Source organism: Exiguobacterium sp. s70, from assembly GCF_018618315.1.
Lineage (GTDB): Bacteria > Bacillota > Bacilli > Exiguobacteriales > Exiguobacteriaceae > Exiguobacterium > Exiguobacterium chiriqhucha.
Genome location: NZ_JACSLV010000007.1, coordinates 19,333 through 40,582 on the forward strand (window position 1 = coordinate 19,333; position 21,250 = coordinate 40,582).

The 21,250-nt window shown below is 50.2% G+C and carries 26 protein-coding genes; 7 read left to right on the forward strand and 19 right to left on the reverse strand.

Annotation, left to right across the window (positions count from 1 at the left end; genetic code table 11):
• The first annotated feature begins 151 nt into the window (after window positions 1-151).
• Window positions 152-661 carry a glucosaminidase domain-containing protein gene (locus KNP84_RS13745; RefSeq protein ID WP_251131256.1) on the forward strand — a complete coding sequence of 170 codons (510 nt, stop codon included), beginning with the start codon at window positions 152-154 and terminating at the stop codon, window positions 659-661.
• Window positions 662-904: 243 nt separating this feature from the next.
• Here KNP84_RS13745 and KNP84_RS13750 read toward each other — a convergent pair whose 3' ends face one another.
• Both KNP84_RS13750 and KNP84_RS13755 read right to left on the reverse strand, forming a co-directional pair.
• Window positions 905-1,999 carry a HAMP domain-containing sensor histidine kinase gene (locus KNP84_RS13750; protein WP_215114981.1) on the reverse strand — a complete coding sequence of 365 codons (1,095 nt, stop codon included), beginning with the start codon at window positions 1,997-1,999 and terminating at the stop codon, window positions 905-907.
• Window positions 1,996-2,688 carry a response regulator transcription factor gene (locus KNP84_RS13755; protein ID WP_215114982.1) on the reverse strand — a complete coding sequence of 231 codons (693 nt, stop codon included), beginning with the start codon at window positions 2,686-2,688 and terminating at the stop codon, window positions 1,996-1,998. The genes KNP84_RS13750 and KNP84_RS13755 overlap by 4 nt, the downstream gene beginning before the upstream one ends.
• 243 nt (window positions 2,689-2,931) lie before the next feature.
• Here KNP84_RS13755 and KNP84_RS13760 point away from each other — a divergent pair, with 243 nt between their 5' ends.
• A complete protein-coding gene (locus KNP84_RS13760; RefSeq protein ID WP_215114983.1) occupies window positions 2,932-3,396 on the forward strand; it encodes a DedA family protein in 465 nt (154 codons plus the stop codon).
• A gap of 1 nt (window position 3,397) precedes the next feature.
• Here the strand turns inward: KNP84_RS13760 and KNP84_RS13765 are convergent, their stop codons facing one another.
• Together KNP84_RS13765 and KNP84_RS13770 are read right to left on the reverse strand one after the other, a co-directional pair.
• Window positions 3,398-4,411: an ABC transporter permease gene (locus tag KNP84_RS13765; protein ID WP_215114984.1), complete on the reverse strand. Its 1,014-nt coding sequence runs from the start codon at window positions 4,409-4,411 to the stop codon at window positions 3,398-3,400.
• Window positions 4,404-5,132: an ABC transporter ATP-binding protein gene (locus KNP84_RS13770; RefSeq protein ID WP_215114985.1), complete on the reverse strand. Its 729-nt coding sequence runs from the start codon at window positions 5,130-5,132 to the stop codon at window positions 4,404-4,406. The genes KNP84_RS13765 and KNP84_RS13770 overlap by 8 nt, the downstream gene beginning before the upstream one ends.
• 173 nt (window positions 5,133-5,305) lie before the next feature.
• Here KNP84_RS13770 and KNP84_RS13775 point away from each other — a divergent pair, with 173 nt between their 5' ends.
• On the forward strand, window positions 5,306-5,905 hold the full coding sequence (locus tag KNP84_RS13775) for a TetR/AcrR family transcriptional regulator (RefSeq protein WP_215114986.1): 600 nt from the start codon (window positions 5,306-5,308) through the stop codon (window positions 5,903-5,905).
• Between the two features lie 17 nt (window positions 5,906-5,922).
• On the opposite strand, the gene KNP84_RS13780 is transcribed toward KNP84_RS13775, so the two are convergent.
• From KNP84_RS13780 to KNP84_RS13800, 5 genes are read right to left on the reverse strand one after another with little or no spacing between them, the layout of a single operon-like run.
• Window positions 5,923-7,230 carry a HAMP domain-containing sensor histidine kinase gene (locus tag KNP84_RS13780; protein ID WP_215114987.1) on the reverse strand — a complete coding sequence of 436 codons (1,308 nt, stop codon included), beginning with the start codon at window positions 7,228-7,230 and terminating at the stop codon, window positions 5,923-5,925.
• A complete protein-coding gene (locus KNP84_RS13785) occupies window positions 7,227-7,901 on the reverse strand; it encodes a response regulator transcription factor (RefSeq protein ID WP_215114988.1) in 675 nt (224 codons plus the stop codon). Before KNP84_RS13785 ends, KNP84_RS13780 begins: the two co-directional genes overlap by 4 nt.
• Before the next feature lie 18 nt (window positions 7,902-7,919).
• On the reverse strand, window positions 7,920-9,050 hold the full coding sequence (locus KNP84_RS13790) for an ABC transporter permease (RefSeq protein ID WP_251131257.1): 1,131 nt from the start codon (window positions 9,048-9,050) through the stop codon (window positions 7,920-7,922).
• 17 nt (window positions 9,051-9,067) lie between these two features.
• Entirely contained in the window at window positions 9,068-9,751 is a 684-nt protein-coding gene (locus KNP84_RS13795; protein ID WP_215114990.1) for an ABC transporter ATP-binding protein, read from the reverse strand.
• The gene (locus tag KNP84_RS13800) at window positions 9,748-10,386 is read right to left on the reverse strand and encodes an efflux RND transporter periplasmic adaptor subunit (RefSeq protein WP_215114991.1); all 639 of its coding nucleotides are present in this window, start codon (window positions 10,384-10,386) and stop codon (window positions 9,748-9,750) included. Before KNP84_RS13800 ends, KNP84_RS13795 begins: the two co-directional genes overlap by 4 nt.
• Before the next feature lie 247 nt (window positions 10,387-10,633).
• Here KNP84_RS13800 and KNP84_RS13805 point away from each other — a divergent pair, with 247 nt between their 5' ends.
• From KNP84_RS13805 to KNP84_RS13815, 3 genes are all read left to right on the forward strand, one after another.
• Window positions 10,634-12,136: a phytoene desaturase family protein gene (locus tag KNP84_RS13805; RefSeq protein ID WP_215114992.1), complete on the forward strand. Its 1,503-nt coding sequence runs from the start codon at window positions 10,634-10,636 to the stop codon at window positions 12,134-12,136.
• 347 nt (window positions 12,137-12,483) lie between these two features.
• Window positions 12,484-12,936 carry a LytTR family DNA-binding domain-containing protein gene (locus tag KNP84_RS13810; RefSeq protein WP_215114993.1) on the forward strand — a complete coding sequence of 151 codons (453 nt, stop codon included), beginning with the start codon at window positions 12,484-12,486 and terminating at the stop codon, window positions 12,934-12,936.
• A gap of 13 nt (window positions 12,937-12,949) precedes the next feature.
• Window positions 12,950-13,474, forward strand: coding sequence for a hypothetical protein (locus KNP84_RS13815; RefSeq protein WP_251131258.1), 525 nt, complete (start codon window positions 12,950-12,952; stop codon window positions 13,472-13,474).
• A gap of 189 nt (window positions 13,475-13,663) precedes the next feature.
• On the opposite strand, the gene KNP84_RS13820 is transcribed toward KNP84_RS13815, so the two are convergent.
• The 3 genes from KNP84_RS13820 to KNP84_RS13830 are packed head-to-tail and all read right to left on the reverse strand — an operon-like array spanning window position 13,664 to window position 15,193.
• Window positions 13,664-14,149: a hypothetical protein gene (locus KNP84_RS13820; RefSeq protein WP_215114994.1), complete on the reverse strand. Its 486-nt coding sequence runs from the start codon at window positions 14,147-14,149 to the stop codon at window positions 13,664-13,666.
• A gap of 14 nt (window positions 14,150-14,163) precedes the next feature.
• Window positions 14,164-14,643, reverse strand: a complete 480-nt coding sequence (locus KNP84_RS13825) for a hypothetical protein (RefSeq protein WP_215114995.1) — start codon at window positions 14,641-14,643, stop codon at window positions 14,164-14,166.
• Window positions 14,644-14,701: 58 nt separating this feature from the next.
• On the reverse strand, window positions 14,702-15,193 hold the full coding sequence (locus KNP84_RS13830; RefSeq protein WP_215114996.1) for a hypothetical protein: 492 nt from the start codon (window positions 15,191-15,193) through the stop codon (window positions 14,702-14,704).
• Between the two features lie 78 nt (window positions 15,194-15,271).
• Between KNP84_RS13830 and KNP84_RS13835 the strand changes: the two genes are divergently transcribed.
• Entirely contained in the window at window positions 15,272-15,475 is a 204-nt protein-coding gene (locus tag KNP84_RS13835) for a hypothetical protein (protein ID WP_215114997.1), read from the forward strand.
• Here KNP84_RS13835 and KNP84_RS13840 read toward each other — a convergent pair.
• The 7 genes from KNP84_RS13840 to KNP84_RS13870 form a co-directional block, all read right to left on the reverse strand.
• Window positions 15,472-15,945 (reverse strand): DMT family transporter, encoded by a 474-nt coding sequence (locus tag KNP84_RS13840; RefSeq protein WP_215114998.1) that lies wholly within the window; start codon window positions 15,943-15,945, stop codon window positions 15,472-15,474. The genes KNP84_RS13835 and KNP84_RS13840 overlap by 4 nt on opposite strands.
• 12 nt (window positions 15,946-15,957) lie before the next feature.
• Window positions 15,958-16,626 (reverse strand): Crp/Fnr family transcriptional regulator, encoded by a 669-nt coding sequence (locus KNP84_RS13845; RefSeq protein ID WP_215114999.1) that lies wholly within the window; start codon window positions 16,624-16,626, stop codon window positions 15,958-15,960.
• Window positions 16,627-16,632: 6 nt separating this feature from the next.
• The gene (locus KNP84_RS13850) at window positions 16,633-17,058 is read right to left on the reverse strand and encodes a DMT family transporter (protein ID WP_215115000.1); all 426 of its coding nucleotides are present in this window, start codon (window positions 17,056-17,058) and stop codon (window positions 16,633-16,635) included.
• A 15-nt stretch (window positions 17,059-17,073) separates the two neighbouring features.
• Entirely contained in the window at window positions 17,074-18,012 is a 939-nt protein-coding gene (locus KNP84_RS13855; protein ID WP_215115001.1) for a DMT family transporter, read from the reverse strand.
• A gap of 117 nt (window positions 18,013-18,129) precedes the next feature.
• Window positions 18,130-19,023, reverse strand: a complete 894-nt coding sequence (locus KNP84_RS13860) for a carbohydrate ABC transporter permease (RefSeq protein ID WP_251128374.1) — start codon at window positions 19,021-19,023, stop codon at window positions 18,130-18,132.
• Window positions 19,024-19,035: 12 nt separating this feature from the next.
• Window positions 19,036-19,923: a carbohydrate ABC transporter permease gene (locus tag KNP84_RS13865; protein WP_034781489.1), complete on the reverse strand. Its 888-nt coding sequence runs from the start codon at window positions 19,921-19,923 to the stop codon at window positions 19,036-19,038.
• Between the two features lie 43 nt (window positions 19,924-19,966).
• The gene (locus KNP84_RS13870; protein WP_034781487.1) at window positions 19,967-21,208 is read right to left on the reverse strand and encodes a sugar ABC transporter substrate-binding protein; all 1,242 of its coding nucleotides are present in this window, start codon (window positions 21,206-21,208) and stop codon (window positions 19,967-19,969) included.
• Window positions 21,209-21,250 lie beyond the last annotated feature (42 nt).

Below are 21,250 nucleotides of genomic sequence, written 5' to 3' on the forward strand. Positions count from 1 at the left end.
GTATTATTTGCATAGTTTATTTACTGATTAGGGAGGAACAAGGATGAAAAACATGTTCGTTTATTCGATCGGAATTGCTTTAATCCTATTTTCGTTGATTATATCGATGCCATCCGTTTCAGCTGCGTCAAAAAAAGAAAATCGTGCTATTATGGGAACATCAGCATTAACACCTCAACAGATGGCGGACTTTGTCAAAAAGAAAAATCCGAAAAACGTCCGGCTTGAAGGTGTGACCGTCGAAGAGCTCGCCAAGTTGTTCGTCGTCATCGGAGCAAAAGAAGGTGTCCGTGGCGATGTCGCGTTCGCGCAGGCGTTGAAGGAGACCGGCTACTTCAGTTACAAAGGGGACGTCCTCCCGAGGCAACACAATTATGCGGGCATCGGAACGGTGGGTAATGGGGTAAAAGGCCATACGTTCCGCTCGCCTTTCCAAGGTGTCACGGCCCATATTCAGCACCTGAAAGCATACGCTTCGAAAGACAAACTGAACATGAAGCTCGTGGACCCTCGCTTCCGTTACGTGAAACGAGGATCTGCACCAACTTGGCCCGCCCTTCAAGGCAAATGGGCGATGCAACCGAGAGGAAACTACGGCAACGACGTCCTTGCAATCTATAAAGAGATGGAACGGACAAAACTTCGCGTCGCCAAAAAATGAACGACTACAATGACTTACAGGGGTGAAAGATAGTGACTTGCAACCAAGTACGATTGTTTAGCGGACTCGCACTTCTCGTGACCGGCGTCGCTTTACTACTTAAACGTTAACAAGCATTCGGGGTATTTGCCCCGATGCTTTTTTATTTCACTTATAAATTTCGATTTGGCGGCTGACTTGAATCAATGCATGGATGAATTTGAGATGGTTCACTTTTTGAGGAAGTCCTGATTCGAAAAAACATCAAGTTCTGTTAGCATCGCTTCCTCGTTTAATCGGAAAGCTAGCTTCAAAACAAATTCGGTTCCCTCCCGAAGCATACGCTGTCAGCATACCTTCATGCAGGAGCATGATTTGTCGGGCAATCGACAGACCGAGCCCGTCACCTGGCGTCTCGCCTCGTGACGCATCCACCCGATACGTCCGGTCAAATAAATGGTCGATGGATGCAAGCGTCCGGGGTGTCGTCTCGTTACACAATTGCCACGAGACATACTCATCTCGTTCGACGAGCGTCAATTCAATCGGTCCATCCGGTGTTGCGTATTTCAATGCGTTCGACATCAAGTTCTGAAAGACGCGAATCAGTTGGTCTTGATCGGCTTCGATATAGAGATCAGGCTGAACATTGACCGATACACGATACCCTGCTTCTTCAAACAACGGACCCATCTCATGGACGAGTTGCGTCGTCAACAGACTGATGTTCATCCGATGTTTCAAGAGCATCACTTGAGATGAGTATAAGCGGTTTACATCCATCAACTGATCGAGCAATTGTTCAAGCTGAGCCGTTTTCTCGTTCAACACGTTAAAATGACTCCGTTCGACGTCCGTCATGACACGTTCGCTTTCAAGCAATTGCAGGTAACCACGAATACTCGTCAGCGGAGTCCGTAAATCATGGGAAAGGTTCGAGAACAGCTGGTTTCGTTCCTCTTCATGGGCGCGCTCTTTTTCGAACAGGTGTTGCAACTGCTTTGACATCCAATTCACGCTTTGCCCCAGTGAAGCCAGTTCATCCCGTCCTTCCACCTCGACCGTCCGACCGAGGTCGCCACTAGCGATTTGCTCAATCTCGCTCGATAAATACGTGATTTTACGTAACGTTTTTCGCATCATCAACGAAAAGCCGATCACAAAAACAATAATCGTAATAAACGTCACGCTTAAGAAAGCCAAATTAGAAGTCAACGGTTCTGGTGTCGTCTCGTTCCGAATGTAATACATACTGATTGAGTAGCCCATGATTAAAAAGGCAATCGTCGCAATCAGTGCATTGGTCAAGATAATCCCAATCAACTTGACGAGTAATCGATCCCATTGTCGCTGTCTCATAACCGGTACCCTAAGCCCCAAACCGTCTTGATAAAAGATGGTTTCCGAGGCGTATCTTCTATTTTTTCGCGAATTTTCGTGATGTGCACCATCACGGTATTATCGACCTCAAATGCATCCTCGCCCCACACGGCCTCATAAATCTGTTCGACTGTCAGCACTTGATTCGGATGCCGCATGAAATAGGCAAGAATATCAAACTCTTTTGGGGTGAGGCGAATCAGCGTCTCACCTTTTTGACATTGCCGCGTCTGCACGTCGAGCGTCAATTCTTGAAACATGAGTTTTCCAGACTGGCTCGCTTGATGTGCCCCATAGTCACGATAACGTCGGAGCAACGACTTGACCCGAAGCGTCACCTCGAGCGGATTAAACGGCTTTTTCATATAGTCATCCGCTCCGACAGAAATCCCTTGCATCAAATCCAGGTCACTTGTTTTAGCCGTTAGCATCAAGATTGGCATGAACTGTGTCTTCCGGATTTCGATGCATGTGGAAATGCCGTCCATGACGGGCATCATCCAATCTAAAATGAGTAAATCAATTGGTTCATGCGCGACGACATCGAGCACCTCTTGGCCTGTTTTCGCAAAGCGAAGCAAATATCCTTCATTCTTTAAATAAATCGCGAGTAGCTCGCGAATTGCCTCATCGTCATCAGCAATCAAAATGGTCGGTTGTGACCGCATGATCTTCCTCCTTGCCTGAGTACGCGTTATTATGGACGTCCTAAGCAGTCGTCTCGATTGAATCTAGCGTAGCATCTTTTTTCTGCTTCTGTTCCATCCTACGCGTAAACTTGTCTATTTATCTTAAGTGTACCGAGCGGATTGCAACGATTTCTGTGGTACTTCTTAAGATTTCTTAAGATGATGCTAAAAACTCCTTACGTTTGTCGGGGAATACTAGACAAAGGTAAGGAGTGAACGAATATGGATATATTGACGCAATACGTGATGCTCGCCATCGGCATCATGTTTACCCCACTATCAGACGACGTATTGATGATTACCCATCTGACCGTCGCATCTTCTGGTTGGGTGCTCTTCTTCACGACGTGGGTCGTCTTTACGCTCGCGTTCAGCTGGTTTTATCTTGTCGGTCGCGGCCTTCATCGCGTGATTCCGTCTTCCAAGCGCGATTCTCGTTATTTGAATCGGGCGAAAGCACTTTATGAGAAGTATGGGTCACGGATTGTCCTCATCTCTTATTTCATTCCCGGTCTGCGCCATCCGCTCCATTACGTCGCCGGATTCACATCGCTCAAGTTTCGGACGTATGCGCTCTATAACGCCATCTCGGCCTTTCTTTATACTGGCGCTTGGTTCATCGTGATTCGCTTGGCCGGACAGGTACCAGCCTTTCAACAGTTCCAAGATTGGGTGCTCGCTTTATGACTCAATGCCCTCGATATTTCCCGAGTGCTCGCATGTTGAGCAAGTAGAGTACCCCGGCATAGACGACCAAACCGAGCACGTAGACCCAGATGCCAGAGAAACCGCTGCCGTACACCATGACTTCTTTAATCGCGGTCGCCCCGTAAAAGATTGGCATGATATAGCTCAAATTGCCTAGTCCGTACGGAATCAAGTCGAGCGGGATTAACCCTGAGAAAAACACTTGCGGGATGATGGTGAACGGAATCATCTGGACGACTTGGAGCTCAGAACGGGCGAACACCGAAATTGTCGCGCCGAACAAGACGGCTGTCCACGCCATTAAAATCATCACGAGAAACACCCAACCGATATTGCCGAGCGATGTCAGCCCGAGCACGTAAATCGTATACAGAACGATGAAGACGGATTGAACGACCGCGAACACGCCGTAGCCGAGCGTATACCCTAAGATGACCTGTCCACGTTTGATTGGTGTCATCAGGAGCCGTTCGAGCGTGCCACCGCTCCGCTCTTTGACGAGCGCCATCGCCGACAGGATGAAGACGAAGAAGAACGAGAACAGCGACAAGAACACGTAGCCGAACGAATCGAACGTCGATTGGCCTTCTTCCCCATATACATAGTTCATCTCGATATCAGCCGCCGGATTCAATGCCGACAACGCCGCTTGAATCTCTCGTACCGCCTTCGAAGACTTCGTCGAAGGTTCTCGGAGCGTGATGGTCGTCCCTTCCTGAGTCACTTCAAAAATCGCATCGACGTCTTTATTGTCCTCTAAATACCCGAACGGATTGTCGACCGTATCCAACCGAACGTCGAGTGTCTCGGCTTCGAACGCTTCGACGAGTTGCGTTTGTGCGTTCTCATCGAGCACGACGACCGGCACATAATCCGAGTCCCCGAGGAGGAAGTAGACGAGCGTCAAGATGAGGAGCGGCGCAATCAAAATCAAGGCGACACTCCGCTTATCGTTGAGCGTCTGAAAGATGACGCGTTTCGCCAAGTTACGCATGATCCGTCCCTCCTTCTCGACCGGCGATGAGGAACAGTTCCTCGACGCGACCGTTCTCCGTCTGGTCTAACAGATGTGGCACCGTATCATAGGCAATCAAGCGACCATTATAGATGAGCGCGGCCCGGTCACACTCGAGTACTTCATCCATGACGTGCGTCGAGACGATGATGGTCGTCCCGCTCGCCCGAATCGCTTGAAACTGATCCCAAATCTGACGGCGTAAGATTGGGTCAATCCCGACCGTCGGCTCGTCTAAAAACAAGACGTCCGGTTGATGCAGGATGGCGATTGCGAGTGACAACCGTTTTTTCATCCCGCCTGAGAAGTTCCGGACGAGTTTTTTGCGGTCGGCCGTCAAATCGACGAGCGTGAGCACTTCCGTGATGCGTTGCTGAAGTGTCGGTTTGCCGAGCTTATAGATGGAGCCGAAAAACTCAAGATTCGCCTCGGCCGACAAGTCGTCATATAATCCATCGTTCTGGGGCATGAAGCCGATGTTGTGCAACATGCTCATGTTTGGCATGATCGTCTCCCCGATTTGAATCGAACCTTTGTCCGCGGCCAACGCACCAATCATCAGTCGAATGAGCGTCGTCTTCCCTGAACCTGAAGGGCCCAGCAAGCAACAGATGTCCCCTGAGTTGATGGTAAAGCCGACGTGGTCGATGGCCAATTGGTCACCGAACGATTTACTGACGCCGTTCAGTTGAATGTCCATAACGATTCTCCTTTTCGATGTCCGATTCATGTAACACTTGACTAATAGACACCGTGTTGGTTTATATGTTCAGTATAGACCTCGTCCGACAACCCAACAATCGGCAATATCGGGCATCGTGTCGGTTATCAGACAGTCCGCACTCAAGTGTTGGATAAAGGAGAAAAAAACAGATGGGACATGAAGATTTACGTATCACACGAACGAAACAATTGATTAAGAATGCCTTTTTGGATTTGATTGACGAGCACGGGTTCGAGGCGGTCACCGTGAAAGCCATCACCGAACGGGCCGGCATCAATCGCGGGACATTTTACAGTCACTATGTGGATAAGTTCGACTTGATGGAGAAATTGATTGAAGCGATTTTCCATGAGGCCGAACGGAAACTGGTCAAACAGATTCCGCGCGTCTTCGGTGACCAACGCGGACCCGCTGCTCATGAGTTGCTCGTCCCGTTCATCCGCTTTATCGAGGACAATAAAATCTTGATGAAACCGCTCCTCGGGCCGAACGGTGACCCTCAGTTTCAAGCCCGGCTTCGGTCGTACATGCACGCGGCGCTATTCCAACGCTCCCCGACCGTGTTGTTCGATGCGACGAAAGCACTCGTGCCGGCCGATTATCTGGTGTCTTACATCTCGTCGGCCCATATGGGGGTCATTTACGAATGGCTGTACAACGAACGACCCGAAACGGCCGAGGACATCGCCCGCATCATTTATACGATCACGTTCGAAGGCCCGTTGACGGCTGGCGGCTTGAAGCCATAAAAAGAGACAGGTCATTATCACCTGTCTCTTCGAAGCGGAAGCGTGACGGTCACCGTCGTTCCGACCTGCACCTCACTATTCACCTGAATCTTTCCACCATGCAACGTGACAATCTTTTGAACGATGGCCATGCCGAGCCCCGAGCCGCCTTGATGTCTCGAGCTATCGGCTTGGTAAAATCGTTCGTATATGCGACTCACTTGGTCCGGCGTCATCCCTTCCCCCTCGTCTTGAATCTCACATACGATTGCTTCGGACGTCTGCGTCAAGTGGACGCACAACTTCCCGTCCTCGTAGGCATGAGTCATCGCATTTTGAAGCAGGTTCATCCACACTTGTTGCAGTAGACCTGCATCCCCGACCATGTCGACCTCATCCAATTCAACGACCCAATTCAATCGCTTCCGAGTCGATTCGCGCTCGAACGATAGGATACTCTCCCGAATCTGTTCGGTGAGTGAGAAGCGGGTAAGGTCCAAACCGACGACCGTGTGATCGAGTTTGGCGAGACGGAGTAAATCGCGAGACAGTCGCGACAAGCGTTTCCCTTCCTGTTCAATCATCGTCGCATAATCGATTCGTTTCTCGGTCGAGACGTCCCCACGTTTCAACATCGTCGCATACCCGAGAATCGAGGCGACAGGCGTTTTGAACTCGTGGGCCATAATCGACGTCAGTTCTTCATTCTTCGATTCATTCGTCGCGAGCGTCTCGGTCATCTGATTGAACTGACTGGCCAGTTTGCCAATCTCATCATTCCCACCGTCTTGGACCCGTACTGTCAAATCGCCAGAGGCGACCCGGCTTGCGGCTTCGGTGACACGATCAATCCGACGCGTCATGAGTCGCACCGCGAGTAGGACGAACCCGCTCGAGACGAGCGCGGTCAGCAGTAACGTCTGGAGGGATAGATTACGGAAGATGGAAATCGGGTTGTCTTCCGCATTCGGCGTCAACGTCACAATCGTTTCGTCAATCAGCAAGACGACTGCAGGCAACCGTCCATCGCGAACGGTCAACACGTCTCCCCGTTCCAGACGAGCACGTTCGGAGACGGACCAAGCAGCGGTGTCGTACCGTTCCGTCGCCATGACGAGCGTCTGTTCCGAGAACAGCTCGACGACCTCATCGGCCCCGAGCTCATAGCGTTCGGATGCCGTCCGCATGCTGTCGGCCCGTTCGACGAGCATCGTCTCAACTTGTGTCGTCAATGAATTGAACTGGAACGTCAGGAAAAGTGCGAGCGTCAACAGAATCGGGATGAGCAACAGCCCAAAGAAGATGATTAGGAAGCGCCCATAGATGGAACTGAGGAACCGCTTCATGACTTCAACTCCAACCGATAGCCAAGACCCCAGGCCGTACTGATTTGGAACGCCTCGACGTGTTTCAAGCGGCTGCGTAATCGGTTGATATGCACATCAATCGTCCGGACGTCACTCTCCGTCTCATAGCCCCAAATCCGATCGAGCAACTGTTGTCTCGTGAACACTTGGTTCAAGTGTGTCGCCAGATGGTACAGCAGCTCGAACTCTTTCTTCGGCACTTCAATCGTCTCGGACGGCGTGACAACGGTGAGCGATCGTTCGTCGAGCACACAGTCGTTCAATTGGATCTGGTGCTCCCGATAAATGTTGGCCCGCCGGAGCATCGCCTCGATGCGGAGCTCAAGTTCTTCTAAGTCGACCGGTTTGACGAGATAATCATCCGCCCCGGCTCGAAATCCTTTCTTCTTATCTGGTAACGTCTCGAGCGCGGTCAACATTAAAATCGGGAACGTGTATCCGGCATCGCGCAACTGTTCCGTTAATTCGCGGCCGTCGAGCCGAGGCATCATGACGTCGGTGACCATCAAATCGATCGGTTCCCGTTCGAGCACGTCTAACGCCGCTTCCCCGTCGACCGCCAAGTGGACGCGGTATCCCGACGTCGTAAAATATTCATCTAATAGACTCCCGAGCGCCGGGTCGTCTTCGACCAGTAGGATGGTGACCATCGTGAACCCCTGCTTTCCTTATGCGTTTCGTAACGCTTCAATCGGTTGTAAATTTGACGCCTTTCGGGCTGGAATATAACCGAAGACGACGCCGATGAGAATCGAGAACCCGAGTGCGAGTCCGATCGTCGAACTTGCGAGTGTGAACGGCACACCCATGACGAGCGTCAACCCGAATGCGAGCAGTCCACCAACGACTACGCCGACGAATCCGCCGAGTAGCGATAACAGCACCGACTCGAACAAGAACTGTTGGCGAATCTTGCCAGGTGTCGCCCCTAACGCTTTTCGTAAGCCGATTTCGCTCGTCCGTTCCGTTACGGAGACGAGCATCATGTTCATGATGCCAATCCCACCGACGAGGAGTGAGATGGAAGCGATGCCGACGAGTAACATGCTGAGCAAGGCGTTGATTTGATCGATCGAGGCGAGCGCATCCTCAAAGCTCGTGACGGTAAACGTGTCACGGCCGTTGAAGGCGGTCGTCAACTGTTGCGTCACCGCTTCGTTCACCGTCTCCGACTGTCCGGCTTCCGTATAGATGTCGAATGACGCGATCGTGTTTTGGTGGAACTGTTGGAGTGCCGTCGTCACCGGAATGACGATCGCCTCATCGGTCGACATCGAAAATTCGGATGATGGAGCGAGTGTTCCGACGACGGTGTAGCGGATGCCACCTACGACAATCGTCTCTCCGAGCGGTGAAGTCGTTGGGAATGCTTCTTTGGCCAGCGTGTCTCCAAGCAAGGCGACATGCGTCTGTTGCGAGACGTCGACCGGTGTGAGACCACGACCGGTCGCGACGGTGGAATCATCGAAATAGGAATTGCTCTTGCCGATTATTGACTGCGTCGACGTCTGGCCCGTCACATAAACGTCCGTCTGTTGGGTCGTCGTTGGTGAAACCGAGCGGACACCGTCGATGGCTTCGAGCCGGTCGAGTTCAGCGACGCTGACGCCGTTCTTACTCGCGTCTTCGATTTGAACGGTCATCCGGTCCGCCCCGAACGTCGCCACTTCTTCATTGATGGAATCGGTCACCCCAGAGATGATCGTCATCAAGGCGATGATGGACGCCGTCCCGATGACGATTCCGAGAATCGTCAAGAAGGAACGCATCTTATGACTGATGACCGTCAACCAGGCCATGCGTATATTTTCTCGAATCATCGTACCCGTTCCTCCTTTTCAATCTTCCCGTCCCGCACATGGACGATTCGTGTCGCCTCTCTCGCGATATCGATGTCGTGCGTGATCATGATAATTGTCTTCCCTTCGGCGTGCAGGTCATGGAACAGTTCCATGATTTGACGCCCGTTCGCTTGATCGAGCGCACCGGTCGGCTCATCGGCCAACAGCAGCGACGGATTCGTCACCAACGCCCGCGCGATGGCGACCCGTTGCTGTTGTCCTCCAGACAGTTGGTTCGGGAAGGCGTCTAATTTATCGCCGAGTCCGACGCGCGAGAGCATCTGCTTCGTCCGCGCTTGGCGATCTGCCTTCGAGCTCCGTTGGTAAATGAGCGGCAACTCGACGTTCTCGTATGCCGATAGGCGCGGCAATAGATTGAACTGTTGAAAGATGAACCCGATTTGTTTGTTTCGAAACAACGACAGCTCGGTCTCAGACAACCCTGTCACGTCCTTATCCCCGAATCGATACCGCCCACTCGTATAACCATCTAAACAACCGAGAATGTTCATGAGCGTCGACTTGCCGGACCCCGATGGCCCAAGGATGGCGACGAACTCACCTTCTCGAATCTCGAGGTCGATCCCACGTAAGACGGTCTGCTCATTATCGCCCGACCCGTACGTTTTCGTGAGCGCCTCTACTTCGATTAAAGTCATTGGGCACCTCCGATTCGTGGCGGCATCAAGCCGCCGCTCGCCGCTTCATCGAGCAATAAGACACGGTCTGCGTTCAAGCCATCTTTGATTTCGACGCGGCTCCCGTCCGTGATGCCGAGTTCGACTTGTCGTTTGACCGGACCGTCGTCTCCTTCGATATAGACGTAAGCATCTTCCTCTTCGAACGTGATGCTGTCGAGCGAGAGCGTATCCACTTCCTCGGCGCGGGCAGCGACGACGGAGCCTTCAAGCGTCATCCCGTTGCGCATGCCATCCATCTCTGGTAGTTCGACGTCCATCGCATACCGTGCCGATGTGCCCGGTGTCGTCATCGGTTCCGCCTCATCCGCAATCGATTCGATTGTTCCATCTACCTCGAGGTCGACCGCGCTCACATAAATCGTCAGTGAATCTCCTTCCTCGACTTTACCGACATCTCGCTCATCGACGAACAGCGTCCCTGTGCTCTCCTCGACGCTCGTCACTTGTCCCGCGAACGTATACACGTTCTCAATCGTCTCGACCGATACGGCCTCCGTCTTATAGTCGACCGACTGTGGCATCAACGCGACACCAGCGCCTAACGTAATCGCTAATACCCCGATTCCGAGGCCCCATTTCCATTTCTGTTTCATCTGTGTATTCCTCCTTTTGGTTGTACCTAAAGGATAATCAGAAGATGTAAACAAAGTATAAACACGTCAGATGACGTCCATTTCAGGAGTGAATGTCGACTTGCTTTTGAACATTCAAGCGCGATATGCATGTTCAATCCACGTAAAGCAGGGAATAAGAGACGTGATGGCAAACTGTTAGAGTAGATCATCACGCTTTCATACTTACTAATAAAAAAATCCATGGCGGAAGAAGGGCAGAACACATATGCAAAACGTGAACAAATCAGTGATTGTGATTGGTGGAGGGCTCGGGGGAATTTCAGCAGCCATCTCACTTGCTCAAAAAGGATATGATGTCTCCTTATATGAAAAGAACGACCATATCGGCGGAAAAGTGAATCGGCTCGAACAAGACGGCTTCGGCTTTGACCTCGGCCCGTCGATTTTAACGATGCCACAGATTTTTGAGAAGCTGTTCTCAGGCAGCGGCAAACGAATGGAGGACTACGTACCGATCAAACGGCTCGACCTCGAGTGGCGCTCGTTCTTCCCGGACGGCACCGTGCTCGATCTCTATCATGATTTGGACAAGATGGAGCGCGCCAACCCGACGCTGTCCCGAAAAGACATGTACGAGTATCGTGAACTGTTGAAATATGCTGAGCGGATTTATAACACGACAGAGAAGGCGTACTTGAAAGAGGGGTTTGAATCGCCGCGCGAAGCGGTCGCGAAGAACGGTCTCTTCTCGACGTTGTTCGGCTTCGATTTGACGTCGACGATGTACGATGGCATCGCCAAACGGATCAGCAACCCGCATTTGCGGACGATGCTGTCGTATTATGTGAAGTATGTCGGCTCATCCCCGTATAGCGCGCCGGCCGTCCTCAACATGATGATTTATATGCAGCACGCACAAGGCTGTTGGTACGTCGAAGGCGGGACGCATAAACTCGCGGAAGGACTGACGAAACTCGCGGAAGAGATTGGCGTTCAGCTCCATACCGGTCAAGGCGTCGTCCGCGCGCACACGCTGAATGGTCAACTGACGGCCATCGAGCTCGAGGACGGACGGCTCCGTTCGGCTGACTATTTCGTCTCTAATATGGAAGTCATCCCGTTCTATCAAAAGATGGTCGAGGCGGACGAACAGTTCGTCGACAAGCTCGTCGAGAAATATGAGCCGGCCAGTTCTGGTTTCGTGCTCCACCTCGGCGTAAACAAAGAGTATCCGGCCCTCGGCCACCACAACTTCTTCTTCTCGGAGAACTTGCATGAACAGATGGACAAAATCTTCGAGCAGCACGAGTTGCCGGACGACCCGACGATTTACTTGGTGAACGTCAATAAGACCGACCCGACACAAGCGCCGCCCGGGCACGAGAACATTAAAATCTTGCCGCACATCCCGTACATCCAAGACGAGCCATTCACTCCTGAACAGTACGCCGCATTCGAAGAGCGAGTCCTCGATAAGCTCGAGCGGATGGGCTTGGACGGCCTGCGGGAACATACGGTGACGCGCGACGTCTGGACGCCGCATGATATCGAGCGCACGTACGGCTCGGACCGGGGCGCGATTTATGGGACCGTCGCCGATAAGAAACAGAACGGCGGCTTCAAGCACAAGAAGCAGAGCGAGCTGTACGACAACCTCTACTTCGTCGGCGGCACGGTCAATCCCGGCGGCGGCATGCCGATGGTGACATTGAGCGGCCAGCAAGTGAGCGATAAGATTGCGAAGCGTGACGGGGTCACAAATCGATGACCGACTCGTTTTGGGAACGACACCGCTTCAAGTTCTATACGATCGGCATGGTCATCTGCGGAATATTGGTGGGTATGTTCGCCTAACGAAGCCAAATTATATCTTAATTTAAAACACCCTATGGAGAAGCAGATGAAATAAACAATCTGTATTCATCCATAGGGTTTTATCGTGCCGAAATACTACTAATCAAGTAATATATCTATTTTGTGTATAGAACTCAGACCTCTGTGATGTAACTTGTGCGCATATTTCTGTAAAGTGTTCATCTTGTATTGATGCGCCCAGAGCTAGTTGCTACACTAATTTCAAATATGTGGATTTTCGTATAGGAAGGCGGTTAGTGCATGAAAATCAAGCTCGATATTAGTAGCGAGCGCTATGACGAGATTAAATCTTTGCTCGAGGAAAGAGGAATTGAAATAGATGATTCAGCCGACCTGGTCCTGAGTACATCCACTCCTTTTATCCAGCATTTGACCGTGAGAGAGAAGGATACGAATGCACGGGCCGTATTACCGGTCACGGACATTATTTGTATCGAGTCCTTCGGTCATACAGTGGAAATTCAAACGAAAGAATCAATTTATCTCGCCACTGATCGATTATACCGGCTCGTCGGTTCGCTTGATCCGACGTCTTTTTTACGAATTAGTAATTCTGTGGTGATCGCAACCAATCAAATCAAACAAATCAAGCCTACGCTTTCTTCAAAATTTATCCTTACCTTAACGAACGGAAAACGTGTTGATGTGACAAGGAGCTATTACCATATTTTCAAAGATCATTTTCATATTTGAAGGAGACGAATCCATGAGTATCCCCACTTACGTCATCGCAACATGTATCGTTCTATTCATGTTTATTGTGACTGTCTCGCTTTATTTCCAGGCCTATAAGCGGCATATCAATCAAGCGCTAAACGGAAACGCAAGAAAACGTTCTCCGATGGTCCCACCTTATAAGATGACTATAATCCTATCAATCATCGTCTTATTGATTAGTGTATTGATTAGTTACTTTGCGGGATACACCCATGCGTACAAAGCGTATGAGGAGGATGCCTGGGTCCTCACTCCGTCTGATATCCAAACCTATTATGCCGAAATCAAAGAAATCGAAGGCAATCGGATCGCAGTTCAAGGTAGCGTTCTCAACGATGAATACAATCAAACCCTTATGGAATATGAGATTTTTGATGAACAAGTATCTATTTACAATCAAGAGGAGACACTCTCTCTATCAGACTTATCGAAAGGTGATTTGATTTTAATCACTTTGTTGACTAACCGTTCGGGCACAGGTGTGTTTAAAATACAGGTAGTAGAGGAGCAGTGAATCTGCAATCAATATAAAAAGCCATAAAAGTCGAGGCTTTCGATTTTTATGGCTTTTTGGTTCTATTCAGTTCTTTGTTCGCTGTTCCAATCATCAGCTTAAGCACGAAAATGATTACGCCTAACATGACAGCATAATTACCAAGCGACCACAACATGTCTAATACTCGCATATCCATCGAACTCCTCCTTATTTGAGCTGGCGTTTCGCTTCATCGCGATGCGCCGTCCGCAACTCATGGTTCGTCACGTGCTCCGGATCAATCAACTCAATTTTCCGGTTCACCCACACTGACAAGAAGATGAATGGGATGAACAGAGCGAGCAGCATAATCGCGAAGATGACGAGCGACCCTTCAATCGCCCAAGCGATGGCGATAAAGATGCCAAGCAGGATAATGTTCGCGAGGACGATGCCGAACTCGAGTCGCACGAACTTTTGATAGCGCGCGTCGTCATTGAAAGTTATCAGCAACTTCATTCGATGCCATGCCCGATAGAGACTTGGCAGCTGCGTCGCTATGATGATGACGGCAAACGTCAATAACGAGATTTCTTGCGTGAAGATGAAGTAAAAGGCAATTCCTAGAATTGCGAACGTGAGCAGGAGTGCTGTCCGGTTCACTTTACGGTCGTTCTCGACCATTTGTTTTAATCGTTCATGTTTATTAACCATATTGAGGACTCCCATCATGATAACTTTCTTTTTTCACGTTCGATTTGTGCCTCGCCGAGTTCAGTCGCAGTCACATGGTTCGGATCAATGTCTTTCAACTCGCGATCGATTCGAAATCGAAGTGTCAAAAACGTGATGAGGCCAACGATGATGACGATGGAGAAAGTGAGGAGCGTGATCCAGCCTAACATAGTACTCGCGACCACTAGCAAAAGAAATACGAGGTTCCCGACGGCCAATCCGAATTCGGATCGTACTTTCTGTCGGTAGGAAGCATCCTCGTTGAAGGTGAGCAACAACTTCATCCGGTGCCACCCTTTATACAGCACGGGCAACTGTCCGGCCAAGATGATCGGCAGCAGCAAGAGGACGTCCGTCACCCAAAAATAAACGATAAATAGCGCCAGGAAACCGAGCATCGGATACCACGTTTGTTTTTGTCGCTTCTGGTCGTTCTCAAGCATCCGTTCTAGCCTTACGTCATGATCACACATCAAATCCCCCTCATTTAATCTCATTACCTTCTTTTACGAAAGAAGAAGGTAACAGGTTTCACATTTTGTCCCACCCTCGCTTCAACCGCTCCCGTTTCGTGAAGCTAATCAAGCTATCCGCGACATGCTCGTGATCAATCCGAAGCAATCGATAATCAAGCCACGTCTCAACTACTAGCATGCCTGCAATCAACATCACCGACAGTCCGCTGAACACGGACAATGCGAAGAATCCGGATACGTGTCCAAACATCAGACCAAGCATACCCCATAACATCGCAATCGCGGTAACGCCTTTTGCCCGAATCAATCGTTGGTAAGAGCGATGCTCATTGAATGTCAAAAGTGTACGTGTCTTCTGCCACGTGAGAAAGCTAAACGGGACAGCCGTCATGATCAGAAAGGATAAGACTGCCAGTAGCTGCAACGACGCATTGGCGTAAATCCACCATCCCACTCCTAGTCCAGCTGCGGCGGCCCATAACAAGTTAAATGCACCTTTTTTCGGGCGCTTCTGTAACTGTTCGATTCGTTCTTCTCGCGTCATCATAATTTGTTCCTCCTTGAAACCAATTCGGACCGTTTACCGTACATAGGAGTAGCATACCAATAATTAGGAGGTATTTCGATGGATATTCTCATTTTAGTCGTCCTGCTCGGTATCGCCGGATTCATCGTAACCCGTTCTTATACCATCTATCCGTCATCGTTCGGCGACCGTTCACCCATTCAACCACGCGCCTCGTTCACGACAAAATGCCCGCATTGCCAAGCCGTCATCAAACGGCAGGAACACGGGCAGACATGTCATATTTGTCGTAAATCCTTTTAACCGACTTGTTTTACTTTTTGATGGGCCGTCTCTTTATTTCCACTCAACTGGAACAACAACACCCCGCCGACGATCAACACGATGCCAAGCGCTGTCTTCCACGTGAACGGGATGGCTTCGAGCCCGAACCAGCCGAGCGTGTCCCATAGGAGCGCGAATAGGATTTGTGACACCATGACGATTGAGATGGCATGGCTCGGTCCGAGCTGTTGAACGCCTTGCGTCACACTCATGACGACGCCAACCCCGATGATGCCGCTGAACCAGTACCACGTCTCCATCCCCGTGACCGCGAACAGACCCATTCCTTCACTGATCAATCCGACGAGCAGTGATGCCGAGAAGCCGAGGGCGAGCACGAGCGTCGTCGTCGCCCACGCCCCGACCCGTTCTTTCACTTTGGCGTTAAACGTATTTTGCACACAGACGAGCATGCCGCCCATGACCGCGAGCATCATCCCAAGTGCCATACCGTGTCCTCCTCATTCATAAATACTCTCCCCAGCAACAGCAATCAACCCGGCGCGATCAATGATTGCAATCGACCGACGATTCCGTTCAATCAATCCCTGTTCGACAAACCGCTTGAGTGTCCGGTTGACGTGGCGATAGCTCGTCCCAATCAAATCGGCGATATCGGTCAACTCATCGACGGTCGATCCGAGCGTCGTCTCTTCCGGTGTCATCGACAACAGATAGCTCGCGAGCCGCACATCGACCGGATAAAACAAGTTGAAACTCATCGACTGCGACTTCCTCTCAAACTTCTTCGTGATCCCTTCCAACAAATAGTGGAGCCACGTGACGTCCTCCTTGGCATGACGCGCGAGCTCATCGAAGCGGACGACGATCATCTCGACCGGCGTGACCGCCTCGACCGTGTTCAAGAACGGCGTTCGGCGGACGTACTCGATGTCGCCAATCAAGTCGAGCGGATATTTGAACGACAAGACGAGCCGCTTCCCGGCCGCTGACGTGTGGGCCACCCGAATCTTTCCACTGACGAGAAAGTGGAGCTGCTCGGCCTTAGCGCCTTGGGTGCAAATCGCCTCCCCCGTCGCGTAACGGACGAGCTTGAGTTGAGGACGAACGGCTGATGGGAGTACCTCATCCAGCCCATACCGCTTCATGTAATGGTCAATCTGTTCCATCGCACGTCATCCTTTCAATACGAGAATCCCAACAATCATCATGACGACACCGAGCAGTTGCGTCCGGTTCAAGTCACGGCGCAACATCGCGAACCAGCCGCGCCAGTCAATGACGAGCGCGAGGGCAAGCTGGGCGATTAAAAATAATGAGATGGTGAGGGTGACACCGAGCTCATGCACGGCCGTCATATTGCTGAACAAGATGAACGCAGCGAACGCTCCCCCTGACAAATAAAGCGGCTCGACGCGACGCATGTGAACATACGACCGGTCGCGAACGAGAAGCATGATCATGAGCGCAACGACGAAGCCCGTCAATTGCGTCAACGTCGCAGCTTGCCACGTCCCGATACTTGAGCTGATGCGTGCGTTGGCTACGCTCTGTAGCGTTAAAAAGAAGCCGCCACTGATGGCGAACAGCACTCCGCGCATGATGTCTCTCCTCCCTTATGACAAACGAATCAGCATGATCCCGATGACCATGACGAGTAAACTGACGAGTTGTATCCCAGTGACCGGGTTCTTGGCGGCCCCGAACCAACCAAAACGGTCGATGAGCAGGCTTCCGCATAGCAAGCCGACAATGACGATGACGACGGCGATGCCGGTCCCGACCATCGGTACGATTAAGACGTTCCCGCCGATGAACAGTGCCCCGATGATCCCACCGAGCCAAATCCACCACGGCTGACCACGTAACCCGCGCCATTCGACGCTCGGCCGCAAGACGAGCAAGATGAGCAGTAACGTGACCGTCCCGACGACGAACGAAACGAGGGCCCCTTTCAAGGCCGATTCGAGCACCGTTCCCAAATAACCGTTGATGGCCGTCTGTGTCGCACTCATCATACCGGTCCCGATTCCGACGAGGCGCCAGACGTTCAAATTGCCGGTTCCGGTCTGCGACGGGGCGACAAGTTTGCCGCGACGACGATTAATCCAGTCCGTGAGTGCGACCGTCCCGACGACACCGAGCAAGACGAGCAAGGCGCCGAATACACGCCATGGTGTGAGGACGTTGACGGTTGAATTGAACCAACCGAAGTGGTCAATCAAGAGTCCCATCAAAATCTGTCCGAAGATCGGCATGATGACGGTCTGGACACTCCCAAGTCTTGGGAACAACAAGATGTTCCCCGTTAAAAAGATGACCCCTAACAAACCACCCGACCACATCCAATGCGGTTCTCCTTGGAAAATGGATGATTCAATCCCGAACGACTGCCCGGTGAGCAGTAACGTAAGTGTTAAAAAAGTCGTCCCAATTGCGAACGACAGGAACGACGCAACAAATGGTGACCCGACGATGGTGCGCAGACGCGAGTTCACGCTCGTCTGCATCGGTAACAAAATCCCGATGACGAGTCCAATAACAATGGCTAACATATTCTCTTCCTCGATTCTCTCTATATACTGTGTACGTGTTAAGCTTACTCCTCACACACTTTAGCATAAAGGACCGATGTCCTGAGTATAAAAAAAGAACCTTACATGGCGTAAGGTTCACTTCATTCCAGATATATTGTATCCTTCGATGATATGCTTTTGGAAAATCATAAAGATAATGATAATCGGCACAACCATGAATGTGGCCCCAGCCATCTGTAAGGCGTAGTTTCCACCATGTTGCCCCTGTAGAAGCGCTAATCCAACTGACAGTGTGTAAAGAGCTTCATCATTGGCGATAATAAGCGGCCACAAGAAGCTGTTCCAAGCACCGATGAAAGTCAAAATCCCTTGTACTGCCAAAATCGGTTTTGACATCGGCAAGACGATTGAGAAGAAAATTCGAAACTCACTCGCTCCATCCAAGCGAGCCGCTTCCAGCATTTCCTCTGGAATCGTCGTCATGAACTGACGGAACAAGAATACCCCGAACGCACCAACGAGACCGGGGAGGACAATCCCCATCATGGTGTTCGTCAGACCCATTTGATTGAGCATCAAATAAACGGGAATCATCGTAACCTGTCCCGGAATCATCATTGTCGCCAAGACACCGACGAACAAGATGTTACTCCCCTTAAACTTATGCTTCGCAAACGCATAACCGGCCATTGCTGTGAGCAATAAACCGAAAAATGATGCGAGTACAATCAACAACGTGTTCTTCAAATACGTTAAAAAGTTTAAATTCACGAATAAATCGATGTAATGTTCGAACGTCACATTTTCCGGTAGGATTGTCAGCGGTAGCGACAAGATTTCCGCATCCGTCTTGAAGGACGAGATCACCATCCAGAAGAACGGCAACATAAAAGCGATACCGAGGACGGTCAAAACAAGCGCGACGAGCAACTGCGAGAGTTTGGCTTTTCGTTTATGGTTTAAGTCGGGAAGTGGCGAGAATTTCTCCCGCTTCACATTCACGGCTACCGGTTTTTCATTTGGAATCATGAATGCCCCTCCTTAATAGTTGTTTTCGTTCTTTTGAAGACGGAACTGAATTAGTGTCACCGTGATGATCAGAATGAACAACACGACCGACCCGGCAGCCGCATAACCGAAGTTACTAAGCTGGAAACCGTTGTTGTATATAAACAACGCGAGTGACGTCGTCGAATTGAGTGGTCCCCCCTCGGTCATGATGAGCGGTTCTTCGAAGAACTGAATCCATCCAATCAAAGTTGTCACCGTTACGAAGAAAATCGCATATCGGAGCAACGGAATTGTAATCTTGAACATTTGCTGGAACGTACTTGCCCCATCTAACGCTGCCGCTTCATAGTACGTGCGTGGAATCCCTTGAAGAGCTGCCAAGAAAATAATCATATTGATTCCGACCGCACGCCATACGGCAAGCATGATCAACGATAACTTAGCGATAAACGGATCTTGTAGCCACGGGACGTCTGGAAGGCCGATTGTATTTAACAGGAAATTGAAGAGACCATACTGCGGATTAAACAAGAATCCCCAAACGACCGCGACCGCTACAACGTTCGTGATTGACGGCATATAAAAGACGACACGGAACCATTCGAAGACTTTGCCAGTCCCGAAATTGATTGCCATCGCAATCGCGAGCGAAAGACCGATCACAATCGGTACCCCAATAACGACATAAACGATTGTGTTCAATAACGCTTGGATGAACACTTCATCTTTGAAGATTTCAATGTAGTTGGTGAGTCCGATCCATTCAATGTTTGCCCAGTTCGCAATTCCCGCCAAATCCATGTCTGTAAAACTCATGAAAAAAGCGATGAATAACGGCATGATCGAGAACATGAGTAACAAGAGAACGGTCGGCGCGACGAGCAAGTATGGCGCTCGATCATTAAGAAATTGTTTCATAAGGTTCTCCTTTAATTAAACGAGAGGGGGTGTACCCCTCCGTTTATTTTAAAATCGACTTCGCTTTTTCTTGGAACACCTTAACTTCATCTTCTACAGTAGCCGCACCGCGATACATTTTCTCAAAGCTCTGCAAATATGTTTGCGCTACTTTTTCCCACGTTGTCATCATCGGCATCGGCTCTGCCGCTTCCATCTGCTCACCGAATGTTTTGAGTTTCTCATCGTTTTTGAGCGTCTCGTTCTCTGCCCATGTCGCTTTTGTCGATGGAAGTGACTTCGTCATCTCCATCCACTCTGTCTGTGTTTCTGGTTTACTCATATATGCGATAAACTTCGCGGCTTCGTCTTTCTTCTCACTGCTTTCAAAAATACTTAAGTTCGATCCTCCAAGGAACGAGATATTATTTTCTTTCGCTGGAAGAACGGCTGTACCCCACTTCTCTTCAATGTCAGGCATTTGATCATTGATAATGTTAATCATCCATGGTCCACTGATGAACATCGGCACGTTCGGTTCTTCTGCCCCGAACGCCTGCACAACATCAAGCCCTAAATCGATTGGTGCATATCCTTCTGTGAAGTAGTTTGTTAAATATTCTGCGCTTTCGATGAATTCTGGTTGATCAAAGAGCGGCTCTTGATTTTCTGTTAACAGCTCTGAACCGTTTTGACGAGCGAACATGAACGATAGCATTTGGTCGTTCGTGTCCAACGTAATCCCGTACATGTCTTCCCCGTCACGAGCCGCAAGTTTTTTCGAAGCGTCTTCTAATTCATCCCACGTTTTTGGCGCTTCTGGGTAACCTACTTTTTCAAGTGCGTCTTTCCGATAATAAAGAACACGTGTGTCGACATACCAAGGTGCCCCGTAAAGACCGTCCTCGAATTGAACCGTTTCAACCGATCCTTCATAAAAGTTTGATGGATCAAGTTCCGGGTAATCTTTTACGAAATCTTTCATATTCGCGAGTGCTCCCGCCTCTACGAATTCAGGCATCCAAGATGTTCCCATTTGAACGACATCTGGACCATTTTTCGAAGCGACCGCAGTCAACAGTTTATCATGCGCTGTATCCCAAGGGATTGCTTGTACTTTGACGTTAACGCCTTCGTTTTCTTTTTCATATTGTTCTGCTAGTTTCGGCAAAGCTTTTCCTTCTTCACCCATCGCCCAAACCGTGATGGTATTTGCGTCATCGCCGCTCGATCCAGAAGAACATCCCGCCAATAGACCTGAAATGATTACCGTGCCCGCTACCGCTGCTAACCCTAATTTCTTCATCTGAATTCCTCCGTTTCTTGATAATCGAAACGTTTCGATTAT